Source organism: Frigoribacterium sp. PvP032, assembly GCF_017833035.1.
In the GTDB taxonomy this organism is placed as follows: domain Bacteria; phylum Actinomycetota; class Actinomycetes; order Actinomycetales; family Microbacteriaceae; genus Frigoribacterium.
Genome location: NZ_JAFIBM010000001.1, coordinates 2,612,752 through 2,632,123, shown reverse-complemented (window position 1 = coordinate 2,632,123; position 19,372 = coordinate 2,612,752). Strand labels below are relative to the sequence as shown.

Annotated in this window: 19 protein-coding genes; 14 read left to right on the top strand and 5 right to left on the bottom strand. The window is 73.3% G+C overall.

Translation table 11 applies throughout. The features are described from left to right. Nucleotide 1: 1 nt before the first annotated feature. The 6 genes from gatA (at nt 2) to JOE35_RS12060 (ending at nt 5,940) form a co-directional block, all read left to right on the top strand. The gene (gene gatA / locus JOE35_RS12085; RefSeq protein WP_209561274.1) at nt 2-1,552 is read left to right on the top strand and encodes an Asp-tRNA(Asn)/Glu-tRNA(Gln) amidotransferase subunit GatA; all 1,551 of its coding nucleotides are present in this window, start codon (nt 2-4) and stop codon (nt 1,550-1,552) included. Continuing rightward, nucleotides 1,552-3,051, top strand: a complete 1,500-nt coding sequence (gene gatB / locus JOE35_RS12080) for an Asp-tRNA(Asn)/Glu-tRNA(Gln) amidotransferase subunit GatB (protein ID WP_209561273.1) — start codon at nt 1,552-1,554, stop codon at nt 3,049-3,051. Before gatA ends, gatB begins: the two co-directional genes overlap by 1 nt. A 37-nt stretch (nt 3,052-3,088) precedes the next feature. Next, the gene (locus tag JOE35_RS12075) at nt 3,089-3,889 is read left to right on the top strand and encodes a hypothetical protein (RefSeq protein ID WP_209561272.1); all 801 of its coding nucleotides are present in this window, start codon (nt 3,089-3,091) and stop codon (nt 3,887-3,889) included. Next, nucleotides 3,882-4,721 (top strand): DUF3097 domain-containing protein, encoded by an 840-nt coding sequence (locus tag JOE35_RS12070; protein WP_209561271.1) that lies wholly within the window; start codon nt 3,882-3,884, stop codon nt 4,719-4,721. The genes JOE35_RS12075 and JOE35_RS12070 overlap by 8 nt, the downstream gene beginning before the upstream one ends. A 191-nt stretch (nt 4,722-4,912) precedes the next feature. Further along, the gene (locus JOE35_RS12065; RefSeq protein WP_209561270.1) at nt 4,913-5,563 is read left to right on the top strand and encodes a spermidine/putrescine ABC transporter substrate-binding protein; all 651 of its coding nucleotides are present in this window, start codon (nt 4,913-4,915) and stop codon (nt 5,561-5,563) included. Next, nucleotides 5,560-5,940, top strand: a complete 381-nt coding sequence (locus JOE35_RS12060; RefSeq protein WP_209561269.1) for a DUF3054 domain-containing protein — start codon at nt 5,560-5,562, stop codon at nt 5,938-5,940. The genes JOE35_RS12065 and JOE35_RS12060 overlap by 4 nt, the downstream gene beginning before the upstream one ends. A gap of 33 nt (nt 5,941-5,973) precedes the next feature. Here the strand turns inward: JOE35_RS12060 and JOE35_RS12055 are convergent, their stop codons facing one another. Then, the gene (locus JOE35_RS12055) at nt 5,974-6,297 is read right to left on the bottom strand and encodes an ATP-dependent DNA ligase (RefSeq protein WP_209561268.1); all 324 of its coding nucleotides are present in this window, start codon (nt 6,295-6,297) and stop codon (nt 5,974-5,976) included. A gap of 236 nt (nt 6,298-6,533) precedes the next feature. Here JOE35_RS12055 and JOE35_RS12050 point away from each other — a divergent pair, with 236 nt between their 5' ends. The 5 genes from JOE35_RS12050 (at nt 6,534) to JOE35_RS12030 (ending at nt 11,137) form a co-directional block, all read left to right on the top strand. Further along, nucleotides 6,534-7,241 carry a DedA family protein gene (locus tag JOE35_RS12050; RefSeq protein ID WP_209561267.1) on the top strand — a complete coding sequence of 236 codons (708 nt, stop codon included), beginning with the start codon at nt 6,534-6,536 and terminating at the stop codon, nt 7,239-7,241. Nucleotides 7,242-7,359: 118 nt separating this feature from the next. Further along, a complete protein-coding gene (locus JOE35_RS12045) occupies nt 7,360-8,118 on the top strand; it encodes a hypothetical protein (protein ID WP_209561266.1) in 759 nt (252 codons plus the stop codon). Between the two features lie 75 nt (nt 8,119-8,193). Then, the gene (locus tag JOE35_RS12040; RefSeq protein WP_245186106.1) at nt 8,194-9,222 is read left to right on the top strand and encodes an SDR family oxidoreductase; all 1,029 of its coding nucleotides are present in this window, start codon (nt 8,194-8,196) and stop codon (nt 9,220-9,222) included. Next, nucleotides 9,219-10,685, top strand: coding sequence for an NAD(P)/FAD-dependent oxidoreductase (locus JOE35_RS12035; RefSeq protein WP_209561265.1), 1,467 nt, complete (start codon nt 9,219-9,221; stop codon nt 10,683-10,685). Before JOE35_RS12040 ends, JOE35_RS12035 begins: the two co-directional genes overlap by 4 nt. After that, nucleotides 10,682-11,137: an SRPBCC family protein gene (locus JOE35_RS12030; protein ID WP_209561264.1), complete on the top strand. Its 456-nt coding sequence runs from the start codon at nt 10,682-10,684 to the stop codon at nt 11,135-11,137. Before JOE35_RS12035 ends, JOE35_RS12030 begins: the two co-directional genes overlap by 4 nt. Here JOE35_RS12030 and JOE35_RS12025 read toward each other — a convergent pair. Together JOE35_RS12025 and JOE35_RS12020 are read right to left on the bottom strand one after the other, a co-directional pair. Then, nucleotides 11,134-12,537, bottom strand: coding sequence for a serine hydrolase (locus JOE35_RS12025; RefSeq protein WP_209561263.1), 1,404 nt, complete (start codon nt 12,535-12,537; stop codon nt 11,134-11,136). The genes JOE35_RS12030 and JOE35_RS12025 overlap by 4 nt on opposite strands. Before the next feature lie 58 nt (nt 12,538-12,595). Beyond that, on the bottom strand, nt 12,596-14,278 hold the full coding sequence (locus JOE35_RS12020) for a long-chain-fatty-acid--CoA ligase (RefSeq protein ID WP_307803065.1): 1,683 nt from the start codon (nt 14,276-14,278) through the stop codon (nt 12,596-12,598). Between the two features lie 136 nt (nt 14,279-14,414). Here JOE35_RS12020 and JOE35_RS12015 point away from each other — a divergent pair, with 136 nt between their 5' ends. From JOE35_RS12015 to lepB, 3 genes are all read left to right on the top strand, one after another. Continuing rightward, nucleotides 14,415-15,233, top strand: a complete 819-nt coding sequence (locus JOE35_RS12015) for an SDR family oxidoreductase (protein WP_209562125.1) — start codon at nt 14,415-14,417, stop codon at nt 15,231-15,233. 154 nt (nt 15,234-15,387) lie between these two features. After that, complete coding sequence (locus tag JOE35_RS12010; RefSeq protein ID WP_209561261.1) at nt 15,388-16,305, top strand: oxygenase MpaB family protein; 918 nt, start codon at nt 15,388-15,390, stop codon at nt 16,303-16,305. A 25-nt stretch (nt 16,306-16,330) separates the two neighbouring features. Beyond that, nucleotides 16,331-16,936 carry a signal peptidase I gene (lepB, locus tag JOE35_RS12005; protein ID WP_209561260.1) on the top strand — a complete coding sequence of 202 codons (606 nt, stop codon included), beginning with the start codon at nt 16,331-16,333 and terminating at the stop codon, nt 16,934-16,936. Nucleotides 16,937-16,956: 20 nt separating this feature from the next. On the opposite strand, the gene JOE35_RS12000 is transcribed toward lepB, so the two are convergent. Further along, nucleotides 16,957-18,660, bottom strand: coding sequence for a long-chain-fatty-acid--CoA ligase (locus JOE35_RS12000; RefSeq protein WP_209561259.1), 1,704 nt, complete (start codon nt 18,658-18,660; stop codon nt 16,957-16,959). Between the two features lie 87 nt (nt 18,661-18,747). Further along, a complete protein-coding gene (locus JOE35_RS11995; protein WP_209561258.1) occupies nt 18,748-19,305 on the bottom strand; it encodes a TIGR03086 family metal-binding protein in 558 nt (185 codons plus the stop codon). Nucleotides 19,306-19,372 lie beyond the last annotated feature (67 nt).

Sequence of the window (19,372 nt, the reverse complement as noted above, 5' to 3'; positions counted from 1 at the left end):
CGTGGCCGACTCCTCCTCGATCATCCGCCTCAGCGCGGACGACCTCAGCAGCCGCCTCGCCTCGCGCGACGTCTCGTCCGTCGAGGTCGTCCAGGCGCACCTCGACCGCATCGCCGCGGTCGACGGCGACGTGCACGCCTTCCTGCACGTCAGCGACCAGGCCCTCGCCACGGCGGCCGACGTCGACCGTCGCCGCGCCGCCGGCGACGCGATGGGGCCGCTCGCGGGCGTGCCCATCGCCGTCAAGGACGTGCTCTGCACGATCGACATGCCGTCCACCTCCGGCAGCCGCATCCTCGAGGGCTGGGTGCCGCCGTACGACGCGACCGTCGTGGCGAAGCTGCGCGCCGCCGACCTGGTGCCGCTCGGCAAGACCAACATGGACGAGTTCGCGATGGGCTCGTCGACCGAGTTCTCCGCCTACGGCCCCACCCACAACCCGTGGTCGCTCGACCGCGTGCCCGGGGGCTCCGGCGGCGGCTCGGCCGCGGCCGTCGCCGCCTTCGAGGCGCCCCTGGCCCTCGGCAGCGACACCGGCGGATCGATCCGCCAGCCGGGCGCCGTCACCGGCACCGTCGGCGTCAAGCCCACCTACGGCGGCGTCAGCCGCTACGGCGCCATCGCGCTCGCGAGCTCGCTCGACCAGGTCGGCCCCGTCAGCCGCACCGTGCTTGACTCGGCGCTGCTGCACGACGTCATCAAGGGCCACGACCGCCGCGACTCCACCTCGCTGCGCGACGAGTGGCCGTCGTTCGCCGACGCCGCCCGCCGCGGCCTGGCCGGGGGCGCCCTGCAGGGCGTGCGCGTCGGCGTCGTCCGTCAGCTCGCCGGCGACGGCTTCCAGGCCGGCGTCAAGGCGCGCTTCGCGGAGGCTCTCGCCTTGCTGACGGCCGCCGGTGCGGAGGTCGTCGAGATCGACGCCCCCAGCTTCGAGTACGCGATCAGCGCCTACTACCTGATCCTCCCGGCCGAGGCGTCGAGCAACCTCGCGAAGTTCGACTCCGTGCGCTTCGGCATGCGCGTCGTGCCCGAGGGCCGCGGCACCGTCGAGGACGTCATGGCCGCCACCCGTGAGGCCGGCTTCGGCCCCGAGGTGAAGCGCCGCATCATCCTCGGCACGTACGCCCTGAGCGCGGGCTACTACGACGCCTACTACGGCAGTGCGCAGAAGGTGCGCACGCTCGTGCAGCGCGACTTCGCGGCCGCGTTCGAGAAGGTCGACGTGCTCGTCTCGCCCTCGGCGCCGACCACGGCGTTCCCGCTCGGCGAGAAGACCGACGACCCGCTGTCGATGTACCTGAACGACCTGACGACCATCCCCGCCAACCTCGCGGGCGTGCCCGGCATCACGGTGCCCATGGGCCTCGCCGACGAGGACGGCCTCCCGACGGGTCTCCAGTTCATGGCGCCCGCCCGCGAGGACGCCCGCCTCTACACCTACGGCGCCGCCGTCGAGCAGCTGCTCGAGCAGGGCTGGGGCCACACGCTCATCTCGCGTGCTCCCGACCTGAGCAGCACCGAGCAGACCGCCGCCACCGAGGGAGTCATCTGATGGCCAAGGCAGACCTGATGGACTACGACGAGGCGCTCGAGAAGTTCGAGGTCGTCCTCGGCTTCGAGGTGCACGTCGAGCTGGGCACCAAGACCAAGATGTTCTCGGACGCGCCGAACTTCTTCGGCGGCGAGCCGAACACGAACGTGACCCCGGTCGACCTGGGGCTGCCGGGTTCGCTGCCGGTGGTCAACGAGCAGGCCGTGACCTACTCGATCAGCCTCGGGCTCGCCCTCGGCTGCTCGATCGCCGAGAGCTCGCGCTTCGCCCGCAAGAACTACTTCTACCCGGACAACCCGAAGAACTACCAGGTCAGCCAGTTCGACGAGCCGATCGCCTACGAGGGCGAGGTCGAGGTCGAGCTGCCCGACGGCACCGTGTTCCACGTGCCGATCGAGCGGGCCCACATGGAGGAGGACGCCGGCAAGCTCACGCACGTCGGCGGCTCGACCGGGCGCATCCAGGGCGCCGAGTACTCGCTCGTCGACTACAACCGCGCCGGCATCCCGCTCGTCGAGATCGTCACCAAGCCGATCATCGGCGCGGGCGCCCTCGGCCCCGAGCTCGGCGCCGCGTACGTCTCGACCATCCGTGACATCGTGCGGAGCCTCGGCGTCAGCGAGGCGCGGATGGAGCGCGGCAACCTGCGCTGCGACGCCAACGTGTCGCTTCGACCGCACGGCCAGGAGAAGCTGGGCACGCGCACCGAGACGAAGAACGTCAACTCGTTCCGGTCGGTCGAGCGCGCGGTCCGCCACGAGATCCAGCGTCAGGCGGCGATCCTCGCCGCGGGCGGGACCATCACGCAGGAGACCCGGCACTGGCACGAGGACACGGGGCGCACCTCGGCCGGGCGCCCGAAGAGCGACGCGGACGACTACCGCTACTTCCCCGAGCCCGACCTGCTGCCCGTCGTCCCGTCGCGCGAGCTCGTCGAGCAGCTCCGCCTGGCCCTGCCGGAGGCGCCGGTCGCGATGCGCCGCAGGCTCAAGGCCGAGTGGGCCTTCGCCGACCAGGAGTTCCAGGACGTCGTCAACTCGGGGCTGCTGCAGGAGCTCGTCGACACCGTCGCGGCCGGCGCGTCGCCCCAGGCGGCCCGCAAGTGGTGGACCGGCGAGATCGCCCGCACCGCCAACGCGGCAGGCGTCGAGCCGTCGTCGCTCGTGTCGCCCCTGCACGTGAGCGAGCTGATCGCCCTCGTCGAGTCCGGCGAGCTGACCGACCGCCTCGCCCGGCAGGTGCTCGAGGGCGTCGTCGCCGGCGAGGGGTCGCCCGCCGAGGTCGTCTCCTCGCGGGGCCTGGCCGTCGTCTCGGACGACGGCGCGCTCATCGCCGCCATCGACGAGGCGCTCGCGCAGCAGCCCGACGTGCTGGCGAAGATCCGCGACGGCAAGGTCCAGGCGGCCGGTGCCGTCATCGGCGCCGTCATGAAGGCGATGAAGGGCCAGGCGGACGCCGCGCGCGTCCGCGAGCTCGTGCTCGAGAGGGCGCAGGCCTGATCACCCACCTCGACGCCGCAGAGGCGGCCCGGTCGCGATGACCGTGCCGCCTCTGCTCCGTGCCGCCGCTCCGATGGGCCTCGCCCTCGCCGCGGCGGCGCTCGTGCTCGTGACCGCCTCGCAGCTGCTGCCCGACCGCGTGACGGTCGTGCACCTCCGGGACGGGGCCACGGGGCTGGCTGCCAGCCGCTCCGATCTCGTGTTGATCGCCTCCTCGTTGCTCGTCGGCCTCGTGCTGGCGTGGCTCGTGACGGCGGCGGCGCTCGCGTGGACGCCGGTGCGGCACCTGCTCGTGCCGCACGCCGAGCACTGGAAGGCGCAGCCGCACCGTCGGGAGCTGCGCCTGCGACTGGCGCGCTGGGCTGCACGCGCGTTCGCGACGGCCGTCTGGTTCGTCACGGCCCTCGTGGTGCTGGCGATCGGCGGTCAGGGCGACGGTCCGCTCGCGACCTGGTGGCTGCCGCTGCTCGTCTCGGGCCTCTACGTGCTGACCGTCGTCGGCGGGTTCGCGTGGGCCCTCGGGCTCGGCTTCGCCGTGGACGGCGACGTCGCCCCGACGGCGGCTGCCAGGTCCGGGGCCGCGGGTGACGCCGAGGGCCCGGCCGCCGTCGCCCGGCCCGCCGTGACGCCCGCCCGCGCGACGACCCCTGCCCGTGCCGGGACCGCGACGCCGGCACGAGCCGCTCCCGGCCCGCGCGCGACGACGCCCGTGCCGTCGCGAGGTGCGCCGGCACGCCGGCCGACGACCAGCCGAGCCACCGGCGGCGATCCCGACGGCAAGGGCCCGCCTCGCCCCTACCAGCCCCGACCGAACCGAGGAGGACCGCCCCGTGGATGACGATCGATACGGACACGACGTGCTCAGCGGCGACTGGAAGAAGCGCGCGGCCCCGGCGGCGCCCACGCCCACCGACGCCGTCCGCGACCTCGTCGTCGAGGAGGTGCGGAGCGGCTTCACGGGAGCGGTCGTGCGGGTCGAGGCCGGCACCGTCGAGCTGGAGGACTGGAAGGGCCGCGTGCGGGCGTTCCCGCTCGGCGGGTCGTTCCTGATCGACGGCTCGCCCGTCGCGCTCCGGGTGCCCAGGGCCACGCCGCAGGGCCGCGCCCGGACGGCGTCGGGCTCGTTCGCGGTCGACCGGGCGAGGGCGCGGGTCGCGCGCGAGAGCCGGATCTTCGTCGAGGGGCGGCACGACGCCGAGCTCGTCGAGAAGGTGTGGGGCGCCGACCTGCGGGTCGAGGGCGTCGTCGTCGAGTACCTCGAGGGCGTCGACCACCTCGCCGAGGTGCTCGCCGAGTTCCGGCCGACCGCGACGCGCCGGGTGGGCGTGCTCGTCGACCACCTCGTGACCGGGTCGAAGGAGAGCCGCATCGCGGAGTCGATCGCCCGGGGGCCGTCCGGCGCGCACGTGCTCGTCGTGGGGCACCCGTTCGTCGACGTCTGGCAGGCCGTCAAGCCGGGCCGCCTCGGGCTCGAGGCGTGGCCGACCGTTCCCCGCTCGGTCGAGTGGAAGCACGGCATCTGCGAGCACCTCGGCTGGCCGCACGACGACCAGGCCGACATCGCCGCCGCGTGGCAGCGCATCCTCGGCCGTGTGCGGACGTTCGGCGACCTCGAGCCGGCCCTGCTCGGCCGCGTCGAGCAGCTGATCGACTTCGTCACGGTCGACTGACGCCCTGCTGTTACGCTCCTCCTCATTCAGGAACACCTGTCCTGATCCCCGCGAGGAGGGGCACGATCGTCCTGAGCCGTGCACGGATCAGGACTGCGTCCGGGCTCGTTCCTGATCCCTGCGACGGCGGAGCTGCGGGAATCGCCCGACGGCAGCGGCCCCCGGACGGCTCCGCGCCCTAGATTCGTCGCATGGCCGATTCGATCGAGGGGCAGGTGCGCGGGGCGGTCGACGCCTGGCTGCGCTGGCTGCCGCGCTGGCGGATCGGCACCGCCCGCGGCCGCACCCGGGTCTGCCGCACCTGCTTCGGCTCCCCGGTCGCGATCGCCGCGGGGCTCGACCACGACGTGCCGCACGCCGTCCAGCACGCGCTGCTCAACCGCCTCCGGCACATCGTCGACGCCGAGGTCGACACCTACACGACCCGCAACCTGCCCCTCGTCGACCGCGAGCTGCGACGCGCCGCCGCGGGCGAGCCCGACGGGTACCGACCTGAGGCCGACCTGGCGCCGGAGTTCGACGGCCTGGACGTCGACCCCGAGCCCGACCCGACCCAGCCGTTCCTGTTCACGCTGGCGGGCCTCGCAGCCGAGGACGCGCCTCCTGCGGGCGGGACCGACGAGGAGGCGGCGGCCGAGCCGGAGTTCACCGAGCAGGCCAAGCAGGCCCTCCGTCGCGAGCTGGCCCTCGCCGACGAGCACGCGCAAGCGGTCGGCACGGCGCTCTGCTTCGCCGTCGCCGGCCATCGCGAGCGGATCGCCGAGGCGCTGGCGCGTCTCGTCGAGCCCCAGGTCGACGACCTCCTCGCGGAGCTGTCGCGCACCCTGGAGCAGCCCCGATGACCTCGCGCAGGTCGCCGTGGTGGGCCTTCGTCGCCGATCTCGTCCTCGTGGTCGCGTTCGTCCTGATCGGGCGCCGCAGCCACGACGAGGGTTCCGCGCTCGTCGGGGTGCTGACCACGCTGTGGCCCTTCGCCGCCGGTCTCGTCGTGGGGTGGGCGCTGGTGCTGGTGCGAGGGCGGTCGCTGCCCGCCCTGACTTCCGGCCTGCTCGTGTGGCCTGCCACGGTGGTCGTCGGCATGGTGCTGAGGGTGATCAGCGGTCAGGGCACCGCGGTGAGCTTCGTGATCGTCACGGTCGTGGTGCTCGGGACCTTCTTGCTGGGCTGGCGAGCGCTCGCGAGGCTTCGTGGCCGTCGCGCACGCGGCTCGCGTCGCTGAGGGACCAGCCAGCGGCCCAGCGGCCGGCGGCCGCTACTTGCGCTTGGCCGAGTTGTCGAGGCTCGGCTCGTCGGTGAGCACCAGCCCGGACGAGCTGTTGGAGGAGGCGGTCAGCTCCGCCAGCCACTCGCGGCTGATCGTCGGCACACGGCCGCCCGAGTACTTGAAGTACAGCGGGATGCCGGCGTCGAGCCAGATGCTGCTGCGGCCGTCGCCGACCTTGAGCGTGTCGCGCCACGAGAAGAAGAACGACTCGCGTCGTCGCAGCTTGGTGGCGATCACGATCTGGAGGTGCTCGAGCGTCCTGTCGTCGAACTCGATCTCGATGCTCGACGTGCCGTAGATCAACGATCCCATGGTGTACCCGTTCGTTCCTGTCGTCCGTGCCGCACCGAGACTCGGACGAGCGGAGCGGTCTGAGCCAACCTACAGTGCACCCCCGACACGGACACTCCTCGTCCGGTCGTGTCCCCGCGTGCAGGTGCGGGGCGGTCGTGCACGATGTGCAGAGTCCGGGGCTGTCCCCAGCCGTCCCTGCCATGCTCGACGAGCCGATCCGAGCCCTCACGGGCCACGAACCGACCCAGGGACCCATGACCTCCATCGCCGCCAGCCCGCTCCTCCTCGCTGCTCCCGCTGCCTCGACCGCCTCCGGTGCGCCCGGCTCGCTGACCGAGAGCGACGGGATCGTCGGCATCGCCTCACGCGTCATCGACGCCGCCGGCGAGTGGGGCGTCGGCCTGCTCACGTTCGTCGAGACCGTCTTCCCGCCGATCCCGAGCGAGCTGATCCTGCCGCTGGCCGGCGCGCTCGCGGGCAGCGGCGACATGAACGTCGTCCTCCTCGTGGCCACGGCCACGCTCGGTGCGTACGTCGGCGCCCTGGTCCTCTACTGGCTGGGAGCCGTGCTCGGCCTCGAGCGCAGCATCCGCTGGCTCTCGAAGCTGCCGCTCGTCGACCGCGAGGACTTCGACGCCGCCGCCGGCTGGTTCCACCGTCACGGGCGGTCGGCGGTGTTCTTCGGACGGTTCATCCCCGGTGTGCGCAGCTTGATCTCGCTGCCCGCGGGTGCCGACCGGATGCCGCTGGTCACCTTCTCGCTGTTCACGATCATCGGCAGCGGCCTGTGGAACACGCTCCTGATCGGGCTGGGCGTCGCCCTCGGCACCCAGTACGAGCTGATCGACCGCTACGCGAAGTACCTCGACTACGCCGTCTACGCGGCGATCGCCGGCGTCGTCGTCTGGCTCGTCGTCCGGGCGGTCCGCCGACGCCGCAGGGCCGGGCGGCCCCAGGGCTGACCCCGCACCGAGGCGCGCTCGGAGCGGATCCCCACGACCCGTCCAGGCGCGCCGAGCGGGTCGTCCGTACTGTCGGAGGCCCGGGAGGCACCCGGGCGACCGGAAGGAACGGCACACCATGGGATTCCTCGACAAGCTCCTCGGACGCGACGACCCGCAGGGCGGCGTCCCGCAGCAGCAGCAGACGGCGCCGCAGGCTGATCAGCGACGTGCCCCGCAGCAGGCCGGTCAGCGGACCGACGACGAGATCGCCGTCGAGCGCTACCGCTACCTGCTCCGCACCGCGCCGCCGGAGACGATCGAGCAGGTGCACGCCGAGGCGTTCGCGACGCTGACGCCCGAGCAGCGCCGCACGGTCTTCGACGAGCTCAGCCGGCAGTCGCCCCAGGGCGAGCAGCCCCGCGGCGACGACGCGGGCTCGCTGGCGCAGGCGGCCACGCGCTCCGAGCTGCGTCGCCCCGGCACCCTCGAGCAGACCCTGGGAGGCGGCCAGCCGGGCGCGCAGGGCGCTGGCGGCCAGGCACAGGGCCGACCTGGCGCAGGCCTCGGCATGGGGTCGATCATCGGCGGCTCGCTGCTCGGCACGGTCGCCGGCTACGTCATCGGCTCGGCTCTCGTGAGCTCGTTCCTGCCCGACGGCGGCGACGCGACGGCTGACGGCGGCGACGCGGGCGACGCCGGTCCGGACGGCGACGGGGGCACCGACGGAGGTGCGGACGCCGGCGCCGACGCAGGTTCCGATCCGCAGCTGGCAGGCGGCGACGCCACCGGCGGCGACCCGGGCGCGGCAGGCGACTTCGGCGGAGGAGACTTCGGAGGCGGGTTCGGCGGAGGAGACTTCGGCGGTGGCGGCGACTTCGGCGACTTCGACATCTGAGCAGGAGTCCCGACCAGGACTACCGTCGACCACCCGCACCCCGACGACCCCGTCGCAGACCGTCTGAGGAGACCCATGAGCAAGCTCGACCCCACCATCTCTCGCATCGCCGTCGTGACGGGGGGCAGTGCGGGTCTCGGCCGGGCCGTGGTGCGCGAGCTCGCCGACCGGGGCTGGGACGTGGCCGTGCTCGCGCGTGGTCAGGAAGGGCTCGACGGCGCCGTCGCCGACGTCCGTGCCGCCGGTCGACGGGCCCTGGGCCTCTCGACCGACGTCGCCGACCGTGAGCAGGTCGAGTCCGCGGCGACGCGCGTCGAGGCTGAGCTCGGCGACATCGGCCTCTGGGTGAACTGCGCCATGGTGGGCGTCTTCGGGGAGTTCCTCGAGACCGACCCCGACGACTTCGAGCGCGCCACCCAGGTCAACTACTTCGGCTTCGTCAACGGCACACGTGCGGCGTTGTCGCGGATGACACCGCGGGACAAGGGGCACGTGATCCAGGTCGGCTCTGCGCTCGCGCACCGCGGCATCCCGCTGCAGGCCGCATACTGCGCCTCGAAGCACGCCGTGCAGGGCTTCACCGAGTCGGTCACCACCGAGCTGATCCACAACGGCAGCAGCGTCGTCATCTCGACCGTCGACATGCCGGCCCTGAACACCATCCAGTTCAACTGGGTCCGGTCGCGCCTGCCCGAGCACCCGAAGCCCGTGCCGCCGATCTTCCAGCCCGAGGTCGGCGCGCGCGCCATCGCCGACGTCGCGGACAAGCCGCGTCGACGCTCGTGGATCGGGGAGCCGACCGTCATGACGGTGCTCGGCAACCGGTTCGTGGCGAACTGGCTCGACGTCTACCTCGCGAAGACCGGCTACAGCGGCCAGCAGGCGCCCGAGAAGTCGGAGCCGATGTGGCCGGACAACCTGTACAGCCCCGTCGCCGGAGACCACGGCGCGCACGGCATCTTCGACGACCAGGCCCGTTCGACGAGCCCCCAGGTCTGGTACACCCGCAACCGCGGCGTCAGCTACGCGCTCGCCGCGGCCGGCGCCGTCGGCGCGGGCGCAGCCCTGGTGCGGGCCGTCGCCGGCAGCAGGCGCCGCCCGTGACGGCGGCGTTCGACGCGGTCGTCGTCGGGGCGGGGCCGAACGGCCTCTCCGCGGCGGTCGTCCTCGCCAGGGCAGGGCTGCGCGTGCAGCTGCTCGAGCGGGCCGACACCATCGGCGGCGGCACCCGCACCGCCGAGCTGACCCTGCCGGGGTTCCGTCACGACATCTGCTCTGCCGTGCACCCCATGGCGATGGCCTCCGGGTTCTTCCGTCGCTGGGGGCTGCAGCAGCGGGTCGAGATGATCGTGCCGGAGGTCTCGTACGGCCACCCGCTCGACGGCGGCACGGCGGGCGTCGCGTACCGCGACCTCGACCGCACCGTCGACGGCCTCGGCGTCGACGGGCCCACCTGGCACCGGATGTTCTCCCGCCTGGTCGACCTCGAGCCCGAGCTGTCGCAGTTCACCCTCTCGCCGATCCTCCAGGTGCCGCGCCATCTCGGGACGACCCTCGAGTTCGGCCTGCGCATCCTGCACCAGGCCGGCCCGTGGTGGGACGCCGGGCTCCGCACCGAGGAGGCGCGGGCACTGCTGGCAGGCGTGATGGCCCACGCGATCCGCCCGATGCCGAGCCTCAGCGCGTCCGCTGCCGGCCTCGCCCTCGCGGTGCACGGCCACGGCGTCGGCTGGGCCGTGCCCCGCGGCGGCAGCCAGGCGATCGCCGACGCGCTCGCCGACGACCTGACAGCACACGGGGGGGTGATCGAGACCGGCGTGGAGGTCACGAGCCTCCGCCAGCTCGACGCGTCCGTGCGCCTGCTCGACGTGACGCCGAAGCAGCTGATCGCGATCGCGGGTGACGAGATGCCGGCCGGGTACCGACGCCGGCTCGAGCGGTTCCGGTACGGGGGAGGCGCCTCCAAGGTGGACTTCGCCCTCAGCGGTCCCGTGCCCTGGCAGGCGGAGGAGCTCCGCCGCACGCCGACCGTGCACCTCGGCGGCGACCGCGCCGCCGTCGCCCGCGCAGAGCGCGACGTCGCCCGCGGCGTGCACCCCGCAGAGCCGTTCGTGCTCGCGGTGCAGGCCGGCGTGGTCGACGACACCCGGGCGCCCGCCGGGCAGCACGCCCTCTGGACCTACGCCCACGTGCCGAACGGCAGCACCGTCGACATGACCGAGGCCGTCACGCAGCAGATCGAGCGGTTCGCTCCCGGCTTCCGCGACCTCGTGCTCGCCTCGCGCGCCCACACGGCGTCCGACCTCGAGGAGCACGACCCGAACTACGTCGGGGGAGACATCGCCTCCGGCGCGCCCACGATGCGCCAGCTGATCGCCCGTCCGGTGGTCTCGACCGACCCGTGGCGCACGCCGGTCCCCGGGACGTACCTCGCCTCCTCGTCCGTGCCCCCCGGCCCGTCGGTGCACGGCATGGGAGGCGCCTACGCAGCGCTGAGCGCGCTGCGCCACGAGTTCGGGATCGACCACCTGCCCCGGCTGGGGCCCGACGGAGGGGCGACCCAGTGAGCCGCGATCAGAGGTTCTTCGAGGCGTCGCCGCGCGACGTCTTCGATGTGCTGAGCGACGGCTGGCTCTACCCGAGCTGGGTGGTGGGCGCCTCGCGCATCCGCGACGTCGAGCTCACGTGGCCGGCCGTCGGGGCGCGGATCCACCACTCGTTCGGCGTCTGGCCGCTCGTCGTCGACGACACCACGAGCGTGCTGGTGTGGCACCCGCCGCACCGGGCGGTCCTCCGGGCGAGGGGCTGGCCGCTCGGCGAGGCGCAGGTGACGCTGACCGTCCTCGAACGTACCGGCGGCTGCCTCGTCGTGATGGAGGAGGAGGCGGTCACCGGGCCGGGCGCGCTCGTCCCCGACGCCGTCCTCGACCCGGCCCTCGGCATCCGCAACCGGGAGACCCTGCGGCGCCTGGCGTGGCTGGCCGAGGGCCGCCTGCGCGACCGCGTCTCGCCTAGCTAGAGCGGGGCCGTCTCGCCGTCGCGCGGGGCCCTCAGCTGGCTCAGCGCCGGCGCGTGCAGCGGCGTCGTCTCCCACCGGACGTCGGCGGCGCCGCCCTCGAGCACGAGGTGCAGACGGTGCGGCGTCTCGACGAACACCACGTCGACGTGCAGCGCCGAGCCGCGCCGGGCAGCGGTGACCGCCAGGGCGTCGGTGACGGTCCACGTGCCGAGGGCCACCTCGGCGTCGAGCACGTCGTCGCCCTCGTGCAGCAGCAGGCGCCACGACGCCCCGTCGCCTGCGACCTCGACCGACGTCAGCGACGGCTGCTCGCTCGACGACGTCGGCGCGAAGGAGGCGGCGCGGAGTTCCGCAGACCCGTTCGCCTCGTCCTCGAGCGGTGCCAGCCCCAGTGCGGCCGTCCGGCGGGCCAGCGCGTCGTCGGCCGCCGCGTCGCCCGGGCTGTCGAAGGCGGGAAGGAGGTGCTGCCAGGCGAGGTCGAGGACGGCCTGCATGTCGACCGTCTGGCCGGTGAGGGCGAGCACGACGTCGTGCTCGGGCAGCACGACGCAGAACTGGCCGTAGGCTCCGTCGCCGCGCCAGCCGTGCCGGGCCATCCAGAACTGGAAGCCGTAGCCCTGGCTCCAGTCGGCGTTCGCCTCGTCGGGGTTCGCGACCTGCACGCGGGTCGCCTCGTCCACGTAGGAGACGGGCAGCAGCTGCCGGCCCTGCCACATGCCGCGCTGCAGCCACAGCTGGCCGAGCAGCGCCACGGCCTCGGTCTGAGCGTGCAGGCCGCTGAAGCCGATCTCGCGGCCGCTGCCGTCGCGCTGCCAGCTCGCGTGCCCGATGCCGAGCGGCTCGAACAGCCGGGGGCGCAGGTACTCGGTGAGCGACAGGCCGGAGGCGCGCTGCACGATCGCGGCGACCGCGTACGTGCAGGGCTGGTTGTAGGCGAACACCGAGCCGGGCTCGGCCTCCGGCGGCGTGAGGAGGAACCCGCGGACGAGGTCGGCCGGGTCGGCCTCGAGCGCGCGGCCGAGGGCCTCTGCGTGGTGGCCGCTCGACATGGCGAGCACGTCCCGGACGCGCATCGACCGGCTGCGCGGGTCGGTCACGTCGGCGTCCAGCTCGGGGAAGTGGCTGAGCACCGTGTCGTCGAGGCCCAGCAGGCCCTCGTCGACGGCGAGGGCGACCGCGGTGGAGGTGAAGCTCTTGCTGAGCGAGTAGAGCAGGTGGACCCGGTCGGCCGAGTACGGTGCCCACCAGCCCTGCGTCACGACCGAGCCGTGGCGCACGAGCACGATGCTGTGCGGCTCGACGCCGGGCGTGGACTCGAGCCCGTCGAGGAAGGCCTCGACGCCGGCGGCGTCGATCCCCTCGGCGGAGGGCGTGCTGGTGGGCAGAGCGTCGATGGTCATGCCGTCGAGGCTAGCGCCGGTCGGCGACGCCACGGCGGCGACGTCGGGTCGAGCCGGCTCAGCGGTCGGCGAGCTCGTCCCGCACCTTGCGGCGCAGCACCTTGCCGATCAGCGACTTCGGCAGCTCGTCGACGACGACGATGCGACGCGGCACCTTGTAGGGCGTGAGGTGCTGCCGCGCGAAGGCGCGGAGCGCCTGCACGTCGACCTCGGCACCCGGGTGCAGCACGATCGCGGCCGCGACCTGCTCGCCGCCGGGGGACGGCAGGCCGACCGCCGCGGCCTCGGCGACTCCCTCGTGACGGAGCAGCACCTCCTCGACCTCGGACGGGCTGACGTTGAAGCCGCCGGTGATGATCAGCTCCTTGATGCGGTCGACGACGCGGACGAAGCCGTCAGGGTCGATCGTGACGATGTCGCCGGTGCGGAACCAGTCGCCGTCGACGAAGACCTCGCTCGACTCCTGGGGCTTGCGCCAGTAGCCGCTGAACACCTGGGGGCCGCGCACGATCAGCTCGCCGCTCTCGCCGGCAGGCACGTCGACGGTCGGGTCCTCGGGGTCGACGACGCGCACCTCGGTGCTCGACAGCGGCAGGCCCACGGTGCCGGCGCGACGGGTCGGGCCGACGGGGTTGGCCATCAGCACGGGCGAGCACTCCGAGAGGCCGTAGCCCTCGACGAGCCAGCCGCCCGACTGCTCCTCCCAGGGCTCGACGACCTCGGCCGACAGGGGCATGGCCCCCGAGATCGCGACCTCGACGCCCTTCAGCGAGACCCCGGCGTCGTCGGCGGCCTTGCGGAGGCGCGTGTAGATGGGCGGGACCGCCGGCAGGAAGGTCGGCGGCCGCTTCTTCATCACCTTGAGGACGAGGGCCGGATCGAAGGCCGGGAACAGGACGAGACGCGCGCCCATGCTCATCGCGAAGGTGAGGCAGAGCGTGAGGCCGTAGGCGTGGAACATCGGCAGCACGGCGTAGACCGTGCAGTCGCCGCGCGTGATCGTGGGCACCCAGGCGCGGGACTGTGCCGCGTTCGAGAGCAGGTTCGCGTGCGTCAGCTGGGCGCCCTTCGGCGTGCCGGTGGTGCCGCTCGTGTACTGGATGACCGCGAGGTCGGACGTGTCCGGCCGGGGGTGCTTCGCCTTGATGCGGGACGACCCGACGATCTTCTCCCACGGGACGGTGCCGCGGACGGTCGTGGTGAGCCGGTCGCGGGACTCACGGGCCTTCTTGATCGGCAGGCGGAGGGCGGTGCGCGTGGCGAGGGGCATGCCGCGCGTGACGTCGATCGACACGATCGAGTCGAGGGCCACGTCGGACGGAAAATCTTGCAGGGTCCCGACGACCTTGTCCCACGCGATGGCGATCTTCGCGCCGTGGTCCTCGAACTGGTGGCGCAGCTCGCGCGGCGTGTAGAGCGGGTTGTGCTCGACGACGATCGCCCCGAGGCGCAGCACCGCGTAGAACGCCACGACGTGCTGGGGGCTGTTCGGCAGCACCAGGGCGACGGTGTCGCCGTGCCGGACGCCGAGCTTGCGCAGGCCCTCGGCGGCACGCGTCACCTGGTCGACGAGCTCGGCGTACGTGGTGGTCGCGCCGAAGAACTCGAGCGCCACGGCCTTCGGGTACTCGGCAGCCGTCCCCTCGACGATGTCGAGGAGGGAGCCCGTGACGGGCTCGATGTCGTGCGGGACGCCGGGAGCGTAGGAGGCCAGCCAGGGACGAGCGGTGTCGATGGTCACACCGACCACTCTAGGCCGAGATGCGCACCCTCCGAGCTGGCTGTGCGCGCGTCGGGGAGGCCAGGCGTTCAGTGGACCCGCGCTCCCGACAGCGCGACCGCGCGAGAGCGCGACACCACACGACGAGAGGAACACCGTGAGCAAGGTCTGGTTCATCACCGGCGCGTCGAAGGGCTTCGGCCGAGAGTGGGCCGAGGCGGCCCTCGAGCGCGGCGACAGCGTCGCCGGCACGGCCAGGAAGCTGGAGGCGGTCGACGCGCTCGTCGAGCAGTATCCCGACACGTTCCTGCCCCTCCAGCTCGACGTCACCGACCGTGCCGCCGACGTGGCCGCCGTGCAGCAGGCCGCCGAGCACTTCGGCCGTCTCGACGTCGTCGTCAACAACGCCGGCTACGGCCACTTCGGCATGGTCGAGGAGATCACCGAGGAGGAGGCGCGCGGCCAGCTCGAGACGAACCTCTTCGGCGCCCTCTGGGTCACGCAGGCGGCACTGCCGATCATGCGCGAGCAGGGCTCAGGCCACATCGTGCAGGTCTCGAGCATCGGCGGCATCAGCGCGTTCCCGACGGTCGGCATCTACCACGCCTCGAAGTGGGCCCTCGAGGGCATCAGCCAGTCGCTGTCCCAGGAGGTCGCCGGCTTCGGGATCAAGGTCACGCTCGTCGAGCCCGGCGGCTTCTCGACCGACTGGTCTGGCCCGTCCGCCTCGCGCAGCGACGAGAACGAGGCCTACGCCGAGGTGCGCGAAGCGGCGTCCAAGCGCCCGTCGGCCGCCGACCCCGGCGACCCCACGGCCACCCGCACGGCGATCCTCAAGGTCGTCGACGCCGACGAGCCGCCCCTCCGCGTCTTCTTCGGCAAGGCGCCGCTCGGCATCGCGAAGAAGGACTACGAGTCGCGCCTCGCGCTCTGGGAGGAGTGGCAGCCCGTCGCCGAGGAGGCGCACGGCAACTGACGCCTCCCTGCCTCGTCCACCCGCGCCTCCTCGTCTCGACACCAGGACGAGGAGGCGCGGTGCGTGTGGGCAGCATCGGCCGGACTGACTCGACGTCGAGACGTCGACGGTCGCCGGGAGCAGGCGCCCAGCCCCCGCGGCGCATGATCGGAGGATGCCCGCCCTGACCGAGCCGCTCCGCGCCCGCCTGCAGTACACCTTCAACGGCCAGTACACGGGCACGCCCCAGTGGGTCACCGACCTCGAGAAGGGCGACGACGCCGGGTTCTTCCCGCCGGGCTCTGCCGTCTGGGCGGTGCACGGCTCGAACACGGCGATCCTCGCCGGGGTCAGGGCCCTGCTCGTCCAGGCGCTGCACCCCGGGGCGCTCGCCGGCGTGCACGACCACTCCCGGTTCCGCGAGGACCCGCTCGGGCGCCTCGCCGGCACCATCCGCTGGATCTACACCGTGACCTACGGCAGCCAGGAGGCGGCGACCCACGCCTCCCGGTGGGTCAGCCGCCTGCACACGAAGGTCGTGGGCAGCTACGACGACCGGAACGGCGTCTCGCACGACTACGCGGCGAACGACCCCGAGCTGCTGAGCTGGGTGCACATGGCCTTCGCCGACTCCTTCCTCGCCGCGTACCTGGCGTGGGGCGAGGGCGAGGTGCCTGGTGGTCCCGACGCGTACGTGCGCGAGTGGGCGACCGCCGGCGAGCTGATGGGCGTCGTCGACCCGCCTCGATCCGTCGCCGAGATGCAGGAGCAGCTGATGGACTTCGACCGGCGCGGGATCCTCGAGCGCACCGCCAGGACGGAGGAGGTGGTGGGCTTCATCAAGCGGCCGCCCCTGTTCCCGGTGCTGCGCGTCGGCTACCCGGTGCTGTTCAACGGTGCCGTGGGGACGCTGCAGCCTCGGTTCCGCGAGCTGCTCGGGCTTCGCTCGCCGCACGTCGGGCCCGTCGACCTGCCGACCACGCGGCCCGCCGGGCTGATGCTCGGGGCGATCGGCCGCGTCCTCGGCGACAAGCCCGTGGCCGAGGAGCACTCGCTCGCGCGGCTCGAGCGCCTGCGGAAGGCCGCGGCGTAGATCCGCCACGGGGGAGGATGGGGGCGTGACCGATCCTGCTGACGCCGCCGCGCCTCCTGCGACCCGGCGGGCGGGCGGGCTGCGCTGGCTGCGCGACCTCGTCGTGATCGTGCTCGTCGCGCTGCTGGTGTCGTGGGGCGTGCGGACTTTCCTCGTGCGGTCGTTCTTCATCCCGTCGGCGTCGATGGAGCAGACCCTGCTGATCGGCGACCGCATCCTCGTGAACGAGCTCGTGCCCGACGTCATGGACCTGCACCGCGGCGACGTCGTCGTCTTCGAGGACCCGGGCGGCTGGCTGGGCCCGGCCGAGGGCGACGACCTCGTCAAGCGCGTCATCGGCCTCCCCGGCGACACCGTCTCGTGCTGTGACTCCGCGGGGCGCCTGCTCGTGAACGGCGAGCCGCTCGACGAGCCGTACCTGGACGTGCCGGAGGGCGACCCGGCGTCGCTGGCGCCGTTCGACGTCACCGTGCCCGACGGCGCGCTCTGGGTGATGGGCGACGACCGCGAGCGCTCAGCGGACTCGCGGTCGCACGTGACCGGCCCCTACGAGGGCTTCGTGCCGCTCGACCACGTCGTCGGCCGCGCGACGGTCGTCTTCTGGCCGCTCGGCCGCTGGGCGGTGCTGTAGACCGAGGAGGAGGCCCGACGTCAGCGGGCGGCGATGAGGGCGTCGCGGACCTCGCGGCGGAGGACCTTGCCGATCAGCGACCGGGGCAGCTCGTCGACCACGACGACGCGACGGGGCACCTTGTAGGCCGCGAGCTGTTCGCGGCAGTGGTCGCGCACCTCCTCGGGGTCGACCGTGCTGCCGGGCTCGACGACGATCGCGGCGACGACGTCCTCGCCGCCGCCCTCACGGGGCAGGCCGACGACCGCGGCCTCGGCGACGCCGGCGACGCCGCGCACCGCCTCCTCGACCTCGGACGGGGCGACGTTGAAGCCGCCGGTCACGATCAGCTCCTTGATGCGGTCGACGATCGTGACGTAGCCGTCGGCGCTCATGCTGACGATGTCGCCCGTGCGGAACCAGCCGCCCGGCAGGAACGCCTCCGCCGTCTCGTCGGGACGGTTCCAGTAGCCGCGGAACACCTGCGGCCCCCGGAGGATCAGCTCGCCCGCGGCGCCCGGCGTGACGGGGCGCTCGGGATCGGGGTCGTCACGGTCGACGACGCGCGCCTCGGTCGAGGGGAAGGGCACGCCCACGGTGCCGGGGCGGCGGGTCGGCCCCATCGGGTTGCCGAGCGCGACCGGCGACGTCTCGGTGAGGCCGAAGCCCTCGACGAGCATGCCGCCCGTGACCCGCTCCCAGGCCGTGACGGTCGAGAGGGGCAGGTTCATCGCGCCGGAGATGGCGAACCGCGCGCTGCGCAGGTCGACGCCGCGCTGCTCGGCGGCCTCGGCGAGGCGCTGGTAGATCGGCGGCACGGCGGGCAGGAAGGTCGGCGGGTGCTTCGCCGCGGCCTTGAGCACGAGGTCGACGTCGAACTTGGGGAACAGCACGAGACGCGCGCCGATCCGCATCGCGAACGTGAGGCAGAGCGTCAGGCCGTAGGCGTGGAAGAACGGCAGCACGCCGTAGACCGTCTCCTCTCCCTCGACGATCCCCTGCACCCAGGCGCGGCCCTGCTCGGCGTTGCTGCGGAGCGACCGGTGGGTCAGCACGGCGCCCTTCGGGGAGCCGGTGGTGCCGCTGGTGTACTGCAGCAGCGCGACGTCGTCGAGGGCGGGACGAGGGTGGCGCTTCTTCAACGGACGACCCGAGACGAGGTCAGGCCAGGTGACGTCGCCGACCGCGCGTGCGGTGAGCGCGTCGCGCGACTTCCGCGCGGCGGGGATCGGCAGCTTGAGGGCGAGCCGGGTACCGAGGGGCATGCCGCGCGTCACGTCGACCGAGACGACCGTGTCGAAGCGCAGGTCGCCTGGCAGGTCGCGGAGGCGCCCGACGAGCTTGTCCCAGGCGATCGCGACCTTCGCTCCGTGGTCCTCGAAGAGGTGGCGGAGCTCGCGGTCGGTGTAGAGCGGGTTGTGCTCGACGACGACCGCGCCGAGGCGGAGCGCGGCGTAGAAGGCGACGACGTGCTGCGGGCTGTTCGGCAGGAGGATCGCCACGCGGTCGCCTGCCGTCACGCCGAGCTTGCGGAGGCCCTCGGCGGCCCGGTCGATCTCGTCGCCGAGATCGCGGTACTTGGTCTCGCGCCCGAAGAACTCGAGGGCGACCCGCCCGCGGTGGGCGGCCACCGCGTCGTCGATGAGGTCGACGAGCGTGCCCGTCACGGGCTCGATGTCGGCGGGGACGCCCGGGGCGTAGCTGTGCAGCCAGGGGCGGGCGTCGGACTCGGCGTCGGCGGTCATGCCGACATCGAACCATCCCGAGGTCCGGGCGACCTGCGAGGGCGCCCGCTCCGCATGCTCTGCGTCGGCGGGAGGGGGCGGCCTGCGTCAGCGCGCGTCGCGGCCCGTCAGCGCGAGCAGGCGCACGAGCATCGGGGCGTCGTCGTCGACGGGCACGGGCGAGGCGAACAGGCCCGAGGCCTCCAGGGCGTCGCGCTGCGGCTCGAAGACCGACCAGACGGCGGCGACGAGGTCGTCGTCCAGCTCCTCGTCGGAGCCGATCGCCCGGGCGAGGTCCCACGCGTGGATGGTGACGTCGGCGACCTGCTCGGCGAGGTACTCGTGCACGGGCACGACGTCCGAGCTGAGCCGGACCGACGCGTCCGGGTCCGCCTCGCGCCACGCCTCGGCCGCGGCGCGCGACGACCGGTGCCAGGCGTCGACGAGGTCGTCGCCGAGGGGCTCGACCGACGCCTGCGCCTCGCTGGGGTCGCCGCCCTCGAGCAGCACGGGCACCCACTGCTGCTCGCGGGTCACGTGGCGGACGAGATCGCGCACGGCCCACTCGGTGTCGGGCGTCGGGGCGTCCCAGTCGGTGACCGCCTCGACGCGGCGCGCGAACTCGGCGTGCGCCCGGTGCTGCAGGGTGATCCAGTCGTGAGCCATGCGGGTCCTCCTCGGAGCAGGTGTGACGGTGACAACGCAGGAGGCGCGCGAGCCTTCCCAGGGAAGG